Genomic DNA, 17,675 nt, shown 5'->3' on the forward strand with positions numbered 1-17,675 from the left:
AAACGTCATTACCCTCGTCCGCAACGCGCCGATGGGAAGTCGGCCGCTTTCAACGCCATGCCGCTGCTTCCGGTCACGCAGCAGGCAACGAGAGCATCTCCTGCATCTTGGCTTTATCGTTGGCGTGTCCGCTTCAGGATCTGTTGAAGCCAGCCCAAACGACCGACATTGGGGCGCGAAGCGGCCATTCGCTACATGCAAGACATAGGTCGCCTCGGGGTCAAAACGGTATTCCGTTTCGGGTACCACGCGTCAGGTTTTGTCCACTAGGAAGACATCCCAATCGAATCCGCCGGTTTCATCGGGTCAACCGCGGCAAAGACGGCGCTCGCCTCGCTGACGATGGAGACGTGATCCTTGGCTGCTTGCCCTGCGGCGGCGCCGTCACCGCGCATGATTGCGGTAACGATGACGTCATGCTCCTGCCAGGATTTGGCCAGGCGGCCCGGCAGCATGAATTGCGCGCGCCGGAACGGCGCCAGCCGGCTGCGTGTCATGACGGTCAGTTCATAGATGTGCTTGCTGTGCGCGCCGCGATAGAGCCGCGTGTGGAACTCGGTGTTGAAATATTCGTAGTCCTCCTCCGCACCCAATTGCACGAGGCGCGCCGATGCCTGGTGCTCGGATTCGAGCGCGCGGCGTTCGCCGGCGGTCATGCGCTCGGCCGAGAACCGCGCGCAGATCGCTTCAAGCTCGGCCATGCTCTCGAACATCGAGGCAAGATGCTCTTGCGTCACCACGGCGACGGTGGCGCCGCGGTTGGGCCGCCTTTCGACCAACCCCATGGCGCTCAGCCGGCCAAGCGCCTCCCTGACGGGGGTGCGCGACACATCGAAACGGGCAGCCAGCGAGGCCTCGTCGAGCTTTTCGCCGGGGCGCAGGAAGCCGGTGACGATCCGGTCACCGATCGCCCTCACCATCTGATCGACGGTCGTGCCCGACCTGATCAAGCTGCGCTTCCCCGACAATTCTCCTCCGTCCAGTCTTTTTCGTTTCGACTCGGGCGCGCCCTCTATGCCTTTATTTTAATCTTGTTGTCAAACTGTCTAATTGAAAGGCAAAAAGTGTATGCAATTGCCTTTCGCTTGAGCACGGCTAATCAGCCCGCCAACTGATTTAATTGGATAAAATCCAGCTTTTGAACTGGCACAGCGATTGCATGCACTTTTACGAGAAGGGGATTAATCGACCCGGAAAGGGTCCAACAGGGAGCATTCACATGACCGAGAGATTCATGCTTAGCCGCCGCGATCTGCTCAAGACCTCCGCCGCCGGAGCGGCGCTCGGCCTGGCCTCGGCGTCATTCCCGATCAGCAGGGCGTTCGCCGCTGCCGTCACTGTCGGCTTCATCTATGTCGGACCGAAGGACGACTACGGCTATAATCAGGCGCATGCCGAGGGTGCCGCCACATTGAAGGCCATCGAGGGCATCTCCGTGGTCGAGGAGGAGAACGTCCCCGAAACGGTCGATGTCCAGAAGTCGATGGAATCGATGATCAACCTCGACGGCGCCTCGCTGATCTTCCCGACCTCGTTCGGCTATTTCGATCCGCACATGCTGGCCATGTGCGCGAAATTCCCCGACGTGCAGTTCCGCCATTGCGGCGGCATGTGGAACAAGGACAAGCATCCGATGAATGCCGGTTCCTATTTCGGCTATATCGGCATGGGCCAGTATCTCAACGGCGTCGCCGCCGGCCACGCCACCAAGAGCAAGAAGATCGGCTTCGTCGCGGCAAAGCCCATTCCGCAGGTCCTGCTCAACATCAACTCCTTCCTGCTCGGCGCACGCTCGGTCGACCCGGCAATCACCTGCCAGGTGATCTTCACCGGCGAATGGTCGCTGGCGGTCAAGGAGGCGGAGGCCACCAATGCACTGGTCGATCAGGGTGCCGACGTCATCACCTGCCATGTCGACAGCCCGAAAGTGGTGGTCGAAACGGCGGCGGGGCGCGGCGCCTTCATCTGCGGCTACCATGCCAATCAGAGCCCGCTGGCGCCCGAAGAATACCTGACCGGCGCGGAATGGAACTGGGCGAAGGTCTACAAGATGTTCGTCGACGACCTCGTGGCCGGCAAGCCGCTGCCCAATTTCACGCGCGGCGGACTGGCCGACGGCTTCGTCAAGATGAGCCCGCTCGGCCCCGCCGTCAGCGAGGCGGCGCGCGCGCAGTTCGACGGCACGCTCGCCGAAATGATGAAGGGCGGCTTTTCCGTGATCAAGGGGCCGTTGAAGAACAACAAGGGCGACGTCGTCGCAACCGAGGGCCAAACCTTCGTCGAAGCCGCGATCGAACTGGAAAGCATGGACTATCTCGTCGAGGGTGTCGTCGGCTCGACCGCTTGAGCATGGATCGGAGACGGGATCCATGTCGGAGACGGGGGCCATGGCAGACACCGTGAGCAGCGCGAGCGTGCCAGTGATGCTCGGCGCCAAAAGCTATCCGACGGCGCTCGAATGGATCGCCCGGCGGGCGGAAGCCCTCGTCATCCCGCTCGCGGCCCTGATTGTCGGCATGGCCCTGTTCAGCCTGTTCATCGCGCTGGTCGGCAAATCGCCGGCGCAGCTCTATGAAACGATGTGGCGCGGCGGCTTCGGCTCGTGGTTCTCGGTCCAGAACTCGCTGTCGCGGGCCGCACCCTTGCTGCTTGCGGCGCTCTGCGTGGCGCTGCCGGCCCGGCTCGGCCTTGTCGTCATCGGCGGCGAAGGCGCGATCGTGCTGGGCGGCGTTGCCGCGGCTGCAATGGGCGTGGCCGCCAGCGGCGCCCCCGCCTTTTTCGTTATTCTTGTCATGGGCGTGGCGGGCCTGGCCGCCGGCGGCATCTGGATCGGTGCCGTCGGCGCGCTACGCCACTACCGTGCCGTCAACGAAACCATATCGAGCCTTTTGATGGCCTATATCGCCATCGCCCTGATGAACCATCTGGTGGAAGGACCGCTGCGCGATCCCGCCTCGCTCAACAAACCGTCGACCGAGCCGTTGGCTGAGGCCTACCGCATCGGCAACATTCCCGGCATGGACGTGCATTGGGGCCTGGTCGTCGGCATCATCGCCTGCATTCTGTCCTGGCTGCTGATCGAAAAGACCCGCTGGGGGTTCGCCGCCCGCATCGCTGGCGGCAATGTCAGGGCAGCCCAGGTGCAGGGACTTGCCGTTGGACCGCTGATTGTCGGTTTCACCGCGCTGGCCGGCGGCTTTGCCGGCCTTGCCGGCATGCTGGAAGTCGCCGCCGTGCAAGGCAGCGCCAACGCCTCGCTCGCCGCCGGCTATGGGTATACCGGTATCCTGGTCGCCTTCCTCGCCCGCCACAATCCGCTCGCCATCATCCCGGTCGCCTTCCTGCTTGGCGGCATGGACGCCTCCGGCGGGCTGATCCAGCGCCGCATGGACCTGCCCGACGCCACCGTGCTGGTGCTGCAGGGCATGCTCTTCGTCGTCATCCTGTTCAGCGAAACCTTCTACGGCCGCTTCAAGGCCTTCAATCCCGACCTCTGGCAGAGGGGCGATCTCTTGAAAAGGCCCGATCTCCTGAAGGGAACTGCCTGATGGACGCAACCGAGATCGGCCTCTGGGGCGTTCCGCTCGCCATGCTCGGCGGCGCCATCCGGGTGTCGACGCCCTTCATCTTCGTGTCGCTGGGCGAAGCCATCACCGAGCGTTCGGGGCGCATCAATCTCGGTCTCGAAGGCACACTGGTGTTCGGCGCGATGACCGCCTATGCCGTCGCGGTGATAACCGGCTCACCATGGCTCGGCCTGCTGGCCGCCGCCGCGGCCGGTCTTTGTTTCGGCCTGTTCCACGGCTGGATCTGCAGATTCCGTGGCGTTAACGACATCGCCATCGGCATTGCGCTGATGCTGTTCGGCTCGGGTCTCGCCTTCTTCTTCGGCAAACCGTTCATCCAGCCCCCGGCGCCCGACCTGCCGGCCATCCCGTTTGGCGGCTGGTCCGACGTTCCGCAGGTGCAGGCGGCGCTCAACATCAATGTGCTGTTCCTGATCGGCGCAGCACTTGCCGTGTTCCTGTGGTGGGCTTTCCGCAACACCCGCGCCGGCCTGATCCTGCGCGTGGTCGGCGACAGTTCCGACGCCGCGCGCGCCATGGGCCTCAACCCGAATACGGTGCGCCTCATCGCCACCGGCATCGGCGGCGCGCTGGCCGGAATCGGCGGCGCTTATCTGTCGCTCTATTATCCCGGCAGCTGGACCGAAGGCATTTCGTCGGGCCAGGGGCTGATGGCAGTGGCGCTGGTCATCTTCGCGCGCTGGAACCCGCTCGGCTGCTTTGCCGCCGCGCTGCTGTTCGGCGGGGCCGGCGCGCTGGGGCCGGCGCTGCAATCGGTCGGCGTCACGCAAGGCTACTATCTGTTCTACGCCGCACCCTACATTCTCACCCTCGTCATCATGATCGCCACCTCGTCGCCGAGCCGTTCGCTGGCCGGCGCGCCGGGCGAACTGTCGATCACCAAATGACGTTTCCAGACTGGAGTTTTTCTCAATGAACGCCAGAGCCGAGGTCACGCAGCGCTACATCGATGCCGATCCCTATCCATGGCCCTACAATGGCGAGCTTCGGCCCGACAACACGGCGCTGATCATCATCGACATGCAGACCGATTTCTGTGGGCCGGGCGGCTATGTCGATCATATGGGCTACGATCTCTCGCTGGTGCGGGCGCCGATCGAACCGATCAGATCGGTGCTGTCTGCCATGCGGGCGAAGGGCTACACCATCATTCATACGCGAGAGGGCCACCGGCCCGATCTCGCCGACCTGCCGGCCAACAAGCGCTGGCGCTCGCGCCGCATCAATGCCGGCATCGGCGACCCGGACCCTGCGGGCGCATCCTGGTGCGCGGCGAGCCGGGCTGGGACATCATCCCCGACCTCTATCCGGCCGAAGGCGAGCCGATCATCGACAAGCCGGGAAAGGGCTCGTTCTGCGCCACCGACCTGGAACTGATCCTCAACCAGCGCGGCATCGAAAACATCGTGCTGACCGGCATCACCACCGACGTCTGCGTGCACACGACGATGCGAGAAGCCAACGACCGTGGCTTCGAATGTGTGATGCTGGAGGATTGCTGCGGGGCGACCGACTACGGCAACCATCTCGCCGCGATCAAGATGATCAAGATGCAAGGCGGCGTGTTCGGCGCGGTGTCGAACTCGGTGTCCTTCGTTGCGCAGTTGCCATGAGGGTGTCGTGATGCGTGAAAGCGGCAAGAAGGCCGTCGGCGTCGAGACGATCGGCATGAGCATGCGTTTCGGCGCCTTCACCGCGCTGGACGACGTCTCCATCAAGGTGCCGGCGGGATCGTTTCATGCGCTGCTTGGCGAAAACGGCGCGGGCAAGTCGACGCTGGTCAAATGCATCATGGGCTTTTATCACCCGACCGCCGGCGAAATTCTGGTCGACGGCCGCGAGGTCGGCATCGCCAGTCCGAAGGACGCCTCGGCGCTCGGCCTCGGCATGGTCTACCAGCATTTTACCCTCGTCCCGTCGCTGACAGGTGCGGAAAACCTGGTCATTTCCCGCGAAAAGGTGCCGGGGATTATCGACTGGCGCAAGGAACGCGCCGCACTTGCCCAGTTCATGGAGCGGATGCCATTCAAGCTGCCGCTCGACGTCAAGGTGGCCGAACTCGCCGCCGGCGAGAAACAGAAGCTCGAAATCATCAAGCAGCTCTATCTCGGCCGCAGTTTTCTGGTGCTGGACGAGCCGACGTCGGTGCTAACCCCCGGCGAGGCGCAGGAAGTGCTGGGCCTAGTGCGCGGCATGACTAAGGCGGGCGACCTCACCGTGCTGATGATCTCGCACAAGTTCCACGAGGTGACGGCGTTTGCCGACGACATCACTGTGTTGCGCAAGGGCAGACTGACAGGAACGGGGAAAGTATCGGAACAGTCTCACAAGCAGATGGCGGCGATGATGATCGGTGACCAGCCGATCGCCGCGCTCGACAGCCGCGCTCCAGTGCCGGTCGGCGCCAGGCAAATCCTGACGGTGAAGGCGCTGAAGGCGCCCGACCGCACCGGCCTGAAAACCATCAATATCGGCGAGCTCGATGTGAAGTCCGGCGAGATCGTCGGTGTCGCCGGCATTTCCGGCAACGGCCAGAAGGAGTTTCTAGAAGTCCTTGCCGGACAGCGTACGCGTGATGCCGGCGACGTTCTGGTGAAGGGATCGCCCTACGGCGCCAGCCGCGCCGAAGCCCGCACGCTCAATGTGCGCTTCATCCCGGAGGAACCGTTGCGCAATGCCTGCGCGCCGAGGATGACGGTGGCGGAAAACATGGCATTCCGGACCTTCGACCTGAACGAGGCCGGCAAGCCGATAAGCTGGATCCGGATGAGCGCCATCAGGGACTATGCGACGCGGCTGGTCGAGCAGTTCAAGGTCAAGACAGCCTCGCTCGCCTCGCCGATTTCGTCGCTCTCCGGAGGCAATGTGCAGCGTGCGGTGCTCGCCCGCGAACTGACCGGCGAGGTCGATCTTCTCATCGTGTCGAACCCCTGCTTCGGCCTCGACTTCTCCGCCGTCGCCGAAATCCGCGCCCGTATCATGCGGGCACGCAACGCTGGTGCCGCGGTGCTGTTGATGTCGGAGGACCTCGACGAACTGCTGGAGCTCTCCGACCGCATCTTCGTCATGTCCGACGGCGCGCTGGTCTATGAGACACCGATCGCACAGGCGAGCGTGCAGACGATCGGCGAGCACATGGCGGGACATCACTGATGGCGGAGATCGACGCGCTGCCGTTTCCGTTTGCCTTCAAGCCTGAGGCGATGGCGCTGGTCGTCATCGACATGCAGCGCGATTTCGCCGAGCCGGGCGGCTTTGGCGCCAGCCTCGGCAACGACGTCGGCCGGGTGGCGGCGATCGTGCCAACGGTGAAGAGACTGATCCAGGGATTTCGCGCCGCCGGCCTGCCGGTGATCCACACGATGGAGTGCCACAGGTCAGACCTTTCGGACCTGCCGCCGGCCAAGCGCAATCGCGGCAATCCTTCGATCCGAATCGGCGATGTCGGTCCGATGGGCCGCGTGCTGGTCGTCGGCGAGCCGGGAACGGCGATCCTCGACGAGGTAGCCCCGCTGCCTGGCGAAATCGTCATCGAAAAACCCGGCAAGGGCGCGTTCTACGCTACCAGCTTCGGCGAGGACCTGAAGCGGCTCGGCGTGCAGCAGCTCGTCTTCGCCGGAGTTACGACGGAAGTCTGCGTGCAGACGACGATGCGCGAGGCCAACGACCGCGGCTACGAATGCCTGCTGGCGGAGGATGCGACGGAGAGCTATTTTCCGGAGTTCAAGGCGGCCTCACTGGCCATGATCAGGGCGCAGGGCGCGATCGTCGGCTGGACGGCGATGACGGACCAGGTGCTCAAGGGAATTGCCGATGCCTAACATTGCATACCCGGCTCTCATCCATGGGGTCTGGCGTGATCTGGCATTCGAGCATTTTCGCGACGGCATCACGGTGCATTGGCTGCTCAAGGGCGGACCGGCCGAACCCTCCGTCGCGATCCTGAACTATCGGCCCGGCGCCGGCGTGCCGCGCCATCGCCACGTCGGGCTGGAAACCATCGTCGTGCTGGAAGGCACCCAGAGCGACGAGACTGGCGACTATCTTCCGGGAAGCGTGATCCTGAACCCGGTCGGGACCGAGCATTCGGTATGGACGAAAGACGGCTGCGTCGTGCTGATCCAGTGGAATCTGCCGGTGATCATTCTGGACGAGGCCAAATGAGCGACATCCGTCTTGGTATCGGCAGCCTGCACGCGGCCTATGCCTCCGGCATGTCGGCCGCTGCCATTATTGAAACCGTGTTTCAGCGCATAGCGAAAGCGGACGATCCCGGCATCTTCATCCATCTGGCGAGCAAGGCGGACCTGTTCGCCGAAGCCGACGCACTCGGCGGGTTCGATCCCGTGGCAAAGCCGCTCTGGGGCGTGCCGTTCGCGGTCAAGGACAACATCGATGTTGCCGGCATGCCGACCACCGCCGGCTGCGCCGAATATGCCTACTTGCCGGCGAAAGACGCCACCGTCGTCGCGCGTCTGAGGGCGGCCGGGGCGCTGGTCGTCGGAAAAACCAATCTCGACCAATTCGCCACCGGCCTCGTCGGCGTGCGCACACCTTATCCGGTCCCCCGAAACGCGATCGATCCGAAACTGGTGCCGGGCGGTTCCTCGTGCGGCTCGGCCGTGGCGACGGCGCACGGCATTGTTTCTTTCGCGCTCGGCACCGATACCGCAGGATCCGGCCGCATTCCCGCCGGCCTCAACAACATCGTCGGGCTGAAGCCGACCGTCGGCGCGCTGTCGGCCACCGGCGTGGTGCCGGCCTGCCGCACGCTCGACTGCGTCTCCGTCTTCGCGCTCACCGTCGATGACGCCTACAGCGTCTTCAGGGCGGCGGCGGCCAAAGATGACGTCGATCCTTATTCGCGCGCTATCGCGGCGCCGCCGCTTGGTCCGCGTCCACCCGTGTTGACCGTCGGGGTTCCCGCAAAAGCGGACCGGAAATTTTTTGGCGACGCGGCCATGCAGGCGGGATTCGAAACGGCGCTGCGGACGCTGGAACAGCTCGGCTGCCGACTGATCGAAATTCCCTTCGGCGATTTCTACGCTACCGCCAACCTGCTCTACGAAGGCGCCTGGGTAGCGGAGCGCTATGCGGCGATTGCGGATTTCATGGACGTGAACGAGACAGCCATGCACCCGGTGACGCGCACAATCATCGGCGGCGCACGAAAACTTTCCGCGGCGGATGCTTTCAAAGGCCTCTATGCGCTGCAGGCCCACAAGGCCAGGCTCGCGCCTGTCATCGCCTCGGTCGACCTTTTCTGCGTGCCGACGGCGCCGACGCACTATTCGCTGGAAACTGTTTTGGCCGATCCGATCGTCACCAACAGCCGGCTCGGCACCTACACCAACTTCGTCAATCTGCTCGACATGTGCGGCATCGCCGTGCCGACCGGCAAGCGCGACGACGATCTGCCGATGAGCGTTACCTTGCTTGCCGCTGCCGGCAAGGATGCACTGACGGCGACGCTGGCCAGCGAGTTGCATGCGGCGAGCGGTCTCGGCCTTGGCGCGACAGGCTGGGCGATGCCTGCCTTCGCCGCCAAAAGCTTCGACCCTACTGACGACCTGATCGAGCTCGTGGTTGTCGGCGCGCATTTGTCGGGAATGCCACTCAACGGCCAACTCTGTGCGTTGGGCGGGCGATTGAGCAGAGCCGCCAGGACGGTTGCCTCCTACCAGCTTTATGCGCTCGCGGGCCAGTCGGTGCCGAAGCCGGGGCTCGTGCGTGTTGCCGATGGCAACGGGACGTCGATCGATGTCGAGGTTTGGCGGCTTTCACCAGACGCGTTCGGACGCTTCGTGGCCGCGATCCCGCCGCCGCTCGGCATCGGCACGATCGAGCTCGATGACGGGACATCGGCCAAGGGCTTCCTGGTCGAAACCGCCGGGTTGTCACGAGCGATCGACATTTCGGCCTATGGCGGTTGGCGCAGCTTCGTTGCTAGGCCGGCGGAGCGAGTGGAAAGCGTTCCGGCCGATTGAACGACCGGCCGTTCGCGCCGGCAGCTGACCTCAAATCATAGCGGCATGCTCGGCGAGCCAGCACGCCGTAAGCGATCCGTATGTGCGCGTGCTCTAAAATTGCACTGTGATTTGGCAGGCGTCAGCGCGCGCTTGCGACCGCTGGAGACTTCGCGATGCGAGCAGGCCGTGCAGTTGCCCCAACAGATTCCGTCGGAACTTATCAGGCCCGCCGGACGCTGTCGAAGGCCGCGGCGATAGTTCTCAGCCTGTTGCCAAGCGGGGCGTTCGCGGGAGATCAGACTCCCGATTGGCGCCTGAACGCTCGAATCGTTGCCGTCGGGCTGCCCGACGTGGCCGGCGTGCGCGAGGTGGGGCGCTTTCATGTCGGCGGGCCGATACCGGGAAATCCGGAATTTCTTATGGCGACGCGCGAAGGGCGGATGCTCGATCCGCTCAGGGTTCTCGTCGCCGTGGGCAGCAATTTCGGCGCACCAGCCGACTATCCAGCGCTTGAGGTCGGGGCGATCCTGTCCATCGATCCGCGCGCCGGCAAGTCTGGTGGCACCATCATCGTTCCGCAAGAGCTCACCGGCAACGGCGGAGATGCGAGGGTGCAACTCTACACGGCGCAGAGCGAACAGTTTCTCAACCGGCGATACAATGCCGGAGCTCGAACCGCGCGCCTCGCAGCCGCATCCGGACCGCGATACATTTCGATCAACAACGCCTTCGGAAGACCCTGGATCGCCAACGCGCCGAACGGATTGGCTGGCGAGGGCAGCGTCACCGTCGTCGACCCCGACGGTGCGCCGCTCGCCAACGCGCCAAGCCGCGAGGCCGGCGGCGTGTTCGCCGGCCGGCATACCGATCGCGAGCAGGCGCCGAAAGCACAGCCCAGCGGCTGGCTTGGCAAGCTGCTGAATTACCAGGCAAGCGGCCAGCTGACATCGGGCGGAATGCAGACGGGCGCGCTCGGAACGGCGTTTCTCGGTCCCTCGCCCGACGGCAGCGGCTTTGCCGTGTTCGCCGCGGTCACCGCGGATGGCGGCGTGGTTCAAATCCACGTCCAGGATGGTGTCGACGGCTTGGCCGGGCCGGGCACGGTAAGCACCGGCCTGGGCATCGGCGACGATCCCGGCGTCGTCGGCATCGCCTTCAAGTGGAACCCGGACCGCGCTCTCTACATCGCCGATCCGGGCCGTGACCGGCTGGTGCTGCTTGACCTGGAGGACGACCGGCGGCATTTCACCGTCGCCAGGGCCCGCACGATCTTGCTGCCGGAATTCGACCGCCCGGTCGACGTCGCCGCCGCCATTCCCGAAATCGCCAATCCGCAGTTTTCGAGCCATACGACACTCGCCGGCGGGTCCGATCTGTTTGTCGCCAACCGCGGCGACGGTTCACTGCTGCGCGTGAGCCAGGACGGCCGGCTTCTCGCACGCGCGACGATCGAGGTTCCAGGGCTCGGCCCTTTGGGAGCCGATCGCCTTCGCGCGATCGCGACGTCGGCGGACGCACAGCATATCTGGATAACGATTGGCGGCGAGGTTCCGGGATTTCCGGGCCACGAAGGGGCGCTCGTCGAGGTTGGGGCCTTCGACGAGCACGGCGCGGCGGCAGCGACGCAGGAGACGCAGAGCGCTGCCGCCGACGCCAATCTTGCGGCGCGCGGAAAACAGGTGTTCCAGACCGACTACACGCCGCGCATGGGCCTCGGCCCATTGTTCAACGCAACGTCCTGCGTGGCCTGCCACCCCGGTCCCGGCGGCGCAAGCACCGACGAAAGCCATTTTGCGCGCAGGGTAGCCCATATGGATCCGGGGTCCGGACGCACGGTGCCGATCGACCATCCCAACAGTCCGGTCGCCAGGCGCTATACACTCGGCGGGGGCGCCGGCAACGCGACCGTCCCGGCGGCGATGCCGCGCCAGGCCAACGTGATTTCGCTGCGCATGCCGCTCGCTCTCTACGGTATCGCTGGGATTGACGAGATACCCGACAGCGTCATCGAAGCGCAGGCGGTCAGCAAGGGCGCCGGCATCAAGGGCCGCGCCCATCATGTCGTCGATGGCCAGGGCGCGTCGCGGGTCGGCCGATACGGTTGGAAGGCTGACATGGCCACCCTCGAAGACATGGTGGCGAACGCGTTCGCAAACGAACTCGGCGTCACCGGCGCGAGCGTCGGCCGCGAGGCGAGCGCGCAGCCGATCGAAGACAATTCCGCACAGATCGAGGCGGTCGCCTCCTATCTGCGAGCGCTGCGCCCGCCCGATGGGGCAAAGCCATGAGCCTCGCCCTGACGCTCTCCCATGCTCCGGAAAAAATGCGCCCGGTCCTGCCTGGCGTCATCGTTGCTGCGGCACTCGCCCTTGCGGCCGGCTGGATCGCCGGCGGACTGGGCGAGCCGCTGTCGCGCAACCCGGTCCTGGTCGCCATGATCTTCGGGCTGCTGATCGGCAGCAGCTTCGCCTGTCCGGACGCCTTGCGCCCGGGGCTCGACTTCACCAAGCGCTATCTGTTGCGGCTCGCCGTGGTGCTGGTCGGCTTCCGTATCACGACGCGGCTGTTCCTGGATCTGGGGTTCATGCCGCTCGCAGTGGCGGCCATCGAGCTGATCCTGGTGCTGACGCTGCTCTACGCCATCGCGCGCAAGCTGTTCAGGCTCGACGCCGAAATCGCGCTGCTGGTCGCGGTCGGCAGCGCCGTCTGCGGCGCCGCGGCGATCCTCTCGATGGCCGCGCTTATGCGGGCGCGCGACCAGAGCGCCGGCATCGCCATCGCCTTGATCACGCTGAGCGGCACCGTGGCGTTGCTCGCCTATCCGGTCATGTTCCTGGGCGGGTGGCTGCAGCATCTCGACGACCGCCTCTATGGCGTGTTCGTCGGGGCGAGCATTTTCGAGCTGGCGCAGGTCTATGGCGCCTCCTTCGCCATTTCCGACGACGCGCTGAACACCGCAACGCTGGTCAAGCTCAGCAAAGTGCTGATGCTCGTCCCGCTTCTGCTGGCCGCCAGCCTGGTGTTTCGCAGCCGCAACAAGGTGCAAGAGGCCGCGCCGATCCCGTTCCCGTGGTTCATCGTCGCGTTCATCGGCGTGGTGATGCTCAATTCGGAGATCACCCTCAACCCGCAACTGCGCCGCGCCATCCTCGATGTCGACCAGTTCCTGTTCCTGATGGTGATGATCGCGCTCGGCATCACCACCCGGGTCGGACGGCTCGGAGAGGCCGGCGGCGCCTGGCGCCTGATCGGCATCGGTTTCGTCGGGGTGGCTCTGTCGGCGGCCCTGGCCTATGCTGCGCTGATCCCATTCTCGGCGACCTTCCGGGCCGCATCGCCCTCATCGAGCCAAGGCGCGATGCTTGGCAGCCATGGCGGACGGCTTTTCGCCTCGATCGGCTGCGCCAAATGCCATGTGCCGGCGCTGGAGGGCAGCAACGGCGAAGTTGAGCTGTACTCCGACCTTTTGCTGCACGACATGGGGCCGGCGCTCGACGACAAGATCGTCCAGGGCGATGCCATCGGCGCCGAATGGCGGACCGCACCGCTCGTCGGCATCCGCCTGCGCCACCGTTACCTGCACGACGGCCGTGCGACAACACTGCGCGATGCCGTCTTCGCCCATGGCGGCACGGCGCAGATCGTGCGCGACCGCTTCTTCGACCTGGACGAGACAGACCGCCAGGCGCTCCTCGATTTCGTGGCGAAGCTATGATGCGGCTTCGTCACGCCACCACCGTTTTTGATCGGCCGAACCGCCATGTATGAAGCCGTCATCGCAGAGCTGAACCATCTCGACGGACCCGACCTGCTGGCGCCGCTTGTCAGCGACGTGTTTTGCGGAAACATAGCGCTCGTGTCCTCGTTTGGCGCGGAATCCGCGGTGCTGCTGCACATTGCGGCCTCGATCGACCGTTCGCTCCCCGTTATCACGCTCGACACCGGAAAGCTGTTTTCGGAAACGATCGCCTATCGCGCGCAGCTGACGGCTCTGCTCGGCCTCACCGATCTGCGCGTCGTCAGGCCTCAAACGGATGTCTTGCGGGCGCTCGACGTCGCTGGATCGCTGCACCGCCGCGATCCTGACCGGTGCTGCCAGATCCGCAAGGTTCTGCCGCTCGAAAATACGCTGACTGGCTTCAAGGCCTGGATTTCCGGTCGCAAGCGATATCATGGCGGGCTTCGCGCGGATGTTCCGACGCTCGAGGAAACTGACGGACGCCTGAAGGTCGATCCGCTTGCCCGCTTCACCCGCCAACAGATCGAGGCCTATCTCGATCGCTATAATCTTCCCCGGCATCCGCTCCTCGAAAAAGGCTACCTCTCGATCGGCTGCGCGCCGTGCACGGTCGCGTGCGGCAGCGCGGACAATCCGCGCGCGGGCCGCTGGAGCGGACTGTCGAAGATGGAGTGCGGGATTCACCGGTCGCCCATTGCCGCTCGCAATTCGGCCGCGTCTGCTGCCTGATTTCGCGGTCGCGCAGGCATCCAGTCGACGCTTGCAACAGGCCGTTGCCGCTTCATCTCCGAAGCCCCTACGAATTGTCGCACGATTGCGCTACCCTAAGGTCAATCTGGGCGGCGGGACGGTCATCACGGCACGACCCGACGCTCGATGATTGGTCGAGCGGGAGCCCCGATGACCGCCCTGGACGCCATTGACGCCGATGCGAGGCGCCCGCTCTCGGGCACAGGCCGGATCGCCAAGCTGGCGGCGCCGCGCAGCGCCAGGATATTGAGGCGGAACCGCGTTCTCGAAGCGATCGGTCAAAAATCGCGTTCGAGCGTATGCTGGGTGGCCGCGCCGGCCGGCTACGGCAAGACGACGGCGGTCATCGACTACCTCGAAAGCGTCGCGGCACCGCATGTGTGGTTCCGCATCGACGAGGGCGACCAGGATATCGCGCGCTTCTTTCAATATCTGGCGCAGTCACTCGCCTCACCCGCGGTTGGAAACATGCCGGTGTTCGGCGTCGAGTATGCCGAGCAGCCGAAGGAATTCGCCAGGCGCTTCTTCAGAGCCTATTTCGCGCGGTTGAAGCCCGGCACCATTCTGGTCCTCGACGATTTGCAGGACGCCGACACGCCCGAATTCCGGGCGGTGCTTTCGGTGATGTTCCGTGAACTTCCTGACACGGTCCGCTGCATCTGCGTCTCGCGCACGCTGCCCCACAACGAACTGGGCGACCTCGTCCTCAAGGGCCAAGTGGCCGTCGTCGACAGGTGGGCGCTCGAATTCTCAACATCGGAAGCACGCGATTTCGTCAAGCTGCGGTCGACGAACGGCGCCGTTCCAGTCGATGTCGAAGCGGCGCGCGGCTGGGCGATCGGGCTGGTTCTCCTCGCCGATCACGGCTCGGCGGTCGGCCCTGACGACACGACCGGGACAGCACCCGGCGGGCAGAATGCCCTGTCGGACGTTCTCGGCCGCCATTTCTTCCTTTCCCTTCCCGCCGCCGACCAGGACATGCTGCTGAAACTCAATCTGCTGCCCGAAATCAGCGCCGAACTGGCGGACGTGATGATCGGGTCGAGCGAAGCGGGCAAGCTGCTCGACAGGCTCTACAGGCGGCAGTTGCTGGTCACGCGAACGGAAAACAGCCGCGACGTTTTCCACCTGCACGACCTCTTGCGGGACTTCCTCGACCGACGCTTCGCACAGCGTGTGACGGCAGAAGAGCAGAAGTCGCTCAAACAAAGGGCGGCAAAGGTGCTCGCCGACGCCGGCCGATATGACGAAGCCATACACCTCGCCTTGCAGGCAGAGGACTGGGACCAGGCGAGCGGGCTCATGCTGAGCCGGGCGGAGACCGTTTTGGCGCAGGGACATCGAACGACCTTCATCGAATGGGTCGGCCGGTTGCCGGAAGCGTTCATGAACGGCTGGCATTTCTATTGGCTGGGCGTGGCCCACATGCCGAACGACGCCGCGGCAGAGCACTGGCTGTCGAAGGCATGGCATACCTTTGGCGAGGCCGACGATCAGCGCGGGCTTTGTCTTACGGTGTCGCGCGCGGTTCTGGTCAAAACGGACAGTTGGCGCACCTATGAGGGTCTTTCGGCCTGGACCCGCCGGGCGTTCGAAATCATCGAGCGCGGCCTGCCGGAACTGCCTTCCGAGGAAGCGATGCTGGTGCGCATCGGCATGGTGCGGGCGCTAAACTTCGGCGACGACTACTACCGCAACAGCCCGGCCGGGCAAGCGCTGGAAACCGAACTGCTGGAGCGGCTGACCCGGAATCCCGAGCACGACCCAAGCGGCTTACGGCTGCTTGCCAGCGAAACGCTGATCGAGCATTCGGTATCGGTCATGCGGGCCGATCTGTTCACCAAGGCCGTCGACAGCGTTGTCGAGGATTTGAGCGACAAGGAGGTGCTGCCTTGGGTGCTCGGCATGTGGCTGGTCGAGTTTGGCGCCAAGAGCGGCCGTTACTTCCCGTATAAGAGACGGGGTTTTCCCTACCCGTCGGCCGAAGCGGCGTTGCGGGAGGCGATCGCGATTGGCGAGCGCGAGTCGCTCAAGGGTGTGGAGTTCGGTGGCCTGTATCATCTTCAGATGCAGATGAAGTTCCGCAACGACTTTGCCGAGCTAGACCAGGTGGTCGAGCGCCTGGCCGAGATCGCCGACAGCCGTTTCAGCACACAGGTCGCCATCGTCGCCAATTGCTATGCCGCGCTTCATGCCAGGCAAGGCGATTTCGCGGCCGCCTATGAGGATTGCGAGCGCTTCATGGCGGCGAGCGAGGCCGCCAACGAGCCGATGGTCGAGCGCTGGGCGCACTGCATCACGAAGTTCCAGGTGCTTCTCGCCGACAGGAAGCCACGCGAAGCCGCAGCGCTACTCAGCGACCTGCTGCCGCGGCTGGATGGCGGCGCCCGCAAGCGAACCGAAATATGCATTCTCGCAGCGGCCGCGCTGGAGAGCCTGTGCGACCAGGGTCCACGCTACGGCAATCAGCTGAAGGTCTTCATGGAGGCGCTGCGCGACGTCAGCTGGCCAATGGTGCTCCTCAACGTTCCGGAATTGCTCGCCGAACTGCTTGGCGATGCGCTTGAGCGCGGCATCGAGCCCAAGCTTTGCTGGTCGCTTATCCGGGAACGCCGATTGGACGCGCCGCAACGGCGGCCCGCGGCCTGGCCATGGCCGCTCAAGGTCCACGTCCTCGGAGGCTTTCGGCTCGAACTCGATGGAAACCCTCTTAATCTCGGCGCCAAGCCACCGACGAAGGCTCTCGACATCCTGCGGGTACTGGCGATCTCGAAAGAGAACACCTGCTCGCTGGAGACCGTTCAGGACTGGCTGTGGCCCGACCTCGACGGCGACCAGGCGCGGGCGGCATGCGAGCAGGCGCTGCATCGGCTGCGCAAGCTGCTCGGGCGGACCGACCTCATCGTTCAGCGCGAAGGCAAGCTTCGCCTCGCGTCGGACAAGGTCTGGGTCGACCTCGCCGACTGGGATGCACGGCTCAAATCCGTGACGACAGCCAATGGCGAGGCGGCCGGGCTGCGACCGGAAGCGGAAGCGCTCTTCCTCGCATTCCCCGGTCCGCTGTTTCTGCACGAGCGAGCCAGCTTCTGGTCGTTCGCCGCCGCTGAAAAAGTGCGTCGCGATCTGGTCGATCTTGGATTGCGGATCGGCCAGCGGCTGGAGACATCCGGCAACACCCAGGAAGCGCGCTCGATCTATTTGAGGGCGTTGGACCTCTATCCGGATGCCGGCCCCGTCTGCAAGGCGCTGATCAAGGAGCGGCTGTCGCGCGGTGATTTCGAAGGCGCGGTCGACGACTATGCACGCTACGAACGGGCGCTGCGCGCCGCCGGCGAAGCGGAACCCGCTGCGGAAATACGCGCCTTGGTCGAACCCTATCTTGTGCGGCACACGCGCTGAAGACGGTGTCATGCGCTGCCTGGCGAAACACCGGGCTATCGTCGGTCTGGCAGCCCCCTCAATCTCCGAGCAGGGTGTTTGCTAAGGGCTGCCAGGTTCAAAACGAGGCCAGCGATCGCGTCCATCCTCTCGCTGCGCGTCAGCCCGGCCTGGATAGCACGAGGTGATGGAGCCAAGGGAAATGACAGGTCGCGAGGCAGGACAGCGCTGTCATGCATAACAATGACTTAA

General features: G+C 64.6%; 12 protein-coding genes and 1 pseudogene. 12 read left to right on the top strand and 1 reads right to left on the bottom strand.

Features of this window, described 5'->3' with window-relative positions; translation table 11 throughout:
• Nucleotides 1-266 precede the first annotated feature (266 nt).
• Complete coding sequence (locus tag BLT09_RS23260) at nucleotides 267-950, bottom strand: GntR family transcriptional regulator (protein ID WP_091597217.1); 684 nt, start codon at nucleotides 948-950, stop codon at nucleotides 267-269.
• 269 nt (nucleotides 951-1,219) lie between these two features.
• On the opposite strand from BLT09_RS23260, the gene BLT09_RS23265 reads away from it, so the two are divergent.
• From BLT09_RS23265 to BLT09_RS23320, 12 genes and pseudogenes are all read left to right on the top strand, one after another.
• Nucleotides 1,220-2,347, top strand: coding sequence for a BMP family ABC transporter substrate-binding protein (locus BLT09_RS23265; RefSeq protein WP_091597220.1), 1,128 nt, complete (start codon nucleotides 1,220-1,222; stop codon nucleotides 2,345-2,347).
• Nucleotides 2,348-2,387: 40 nt separating this feature from the next.
• Nucleotides 2,388-3,548 (top strand): ABC transporter permease, encoded by a 1,161-nt coding sequence (locus BLT09_RS23270; protein ID WP_091597223.1) that lies wholly within the window; start codon nucleotides 2,388-2,390, stop codon nucleotides 3,546-3,548.
• A complete protein-coding gene (locus BLT09_RS23275; RefSeq protein ID WP_091597226.1) occupies nucleotides 3,548-4,474 on the top strand; it encodes an ABC transporter permease in 927 nt (308 codons plus the stop codon). Before BLT09_RS23270 ends, BLT09_RS23275 begins: the two co-directional genes overlap by 1 nt.
• Before the next feature lie 25 nt (nucleotides 4,475-4,499).
• A pseudogene (gene biuH / locus BLT09_RS23280) lies at nucleotides 4,500-5,200 on the top strand (biuret amidohydrolase).
• A gap of 10 nt (nucleotides 5,201-5,210) precedes the next feature.
• Nucleotides 5,211-6,740, top strand: coding sequence for an ABC transporter ATP-binding protein (locus BLT09_RS23285; protein WP_091597229.1), 1,530 nt, complete (start codon nucleotides 5,211-5,213; stop codon nucleotides 6,738-6,740).
• Nucleotides 6,740-7,408: a cysteine hydrolase family protein gene (locus tag BLT09_RS23290; RefSeq protein WP_091597232.1), complete on the top strand. Its 669-nt coding sequence runs from the start codon at nucleotides 6,740-6,742 to the stop codon at nucleotides 7,406-7,408. The genes BLT09_RS23285 and BLT09_RS23290 overlap by 1 nt, the downstream gene beginning before the upstream one ends.
• Complete coding sequence (locus BLT09_RS23295) at nucleotides 7,401-7,751, top strand: cupin domain-containing protein (RefSeq protein WP_091597235.1); 351 nt, start codon at nucleotides 7,401-7,403, stop codon at nucleotides 7,749-7,751. Before BLT09_RS23290 ends, BLT09_RS23295 begins: the two co-directional genes overlap by 8 nt.
• Complete coding sequence (gene atzF, locus BLT09_RS23300) at nucleotides 7,748-9,574, top strand: allophanate hydrolase (protein ID WP_091597238.1); 1,827 nt, start codon at nucleotides 7,748-7,750, stop codon at nucleotides 9,572-9,574. Before BLT09_RS23295 ends, atzF begins: the two co-directional genes overlap by 4 nt.
• 401 nt (nucleotides 9,575-9,975) lie before the next feature.
• Nucleotides 9,976-11,844, top strand: a complete 1,869-nt coding sequence (locus BLT09_RS23305; RefSeq protein WP_236473651.1) for a di-heme oxidoredictase family protein — start codon at nucleotides 9,976-9,978, stop codon at nucleotides 11,842-11,844.
• Nucleotides 11,841-13,271: a putative sulfate exporter family transporter gene (locus tag BLT09_RS23310; protein WP_091597244.1), complete on the top strand. Its 1,431-nt coding sequence runs from the start codon at nucleotides 11,841-11,843 to the stop codon at nucleotides 13,269-13,271. Before BLT09_RS23305 ends, BLT09_RS23310 begins: the two co-directional genes overlap by 4 nt.
• A 45-nt stretch (nucleotides 13,272-13,316) precedes the next feature.
• Entirely contained in the window at nucleotides 13,317-14,024 is a 708-nt protein-coding gene (locus BLT09_RS23315) for a phosphoadenylyl-sulfate reductase (protein WP_091597247.1), read from the top strand.
• 171 nt (nucleotides 14,025-14,195) lie between these two features.
• Nucleotides 14,196-17,444 carry an AfsR/SARP family transcriptional regulator gene (locus BLT09_RS23320; protein ID WP_091597250.1) on the top strand — a complete coding sequence of 1,083 codons (3,249 nt, stop codon included), beginning with the start codon at nucleotides 14,196-14,198 and terminating at the stop codon, nucleotides 17,442-17,444.
• Nucleotides 17,445-17,675 lie beyond the last annotated feature (231 nt).

Source organism: Mesorhizobium muleiense, assembly GCF_900099905.1.
Lineage (GTDB): Bacteria > Pseudomonadota > Alphaproteobacteria > Rhizobiales > Rhizobiaceae > Mesorhizobium > Mesorhizobium muleiense.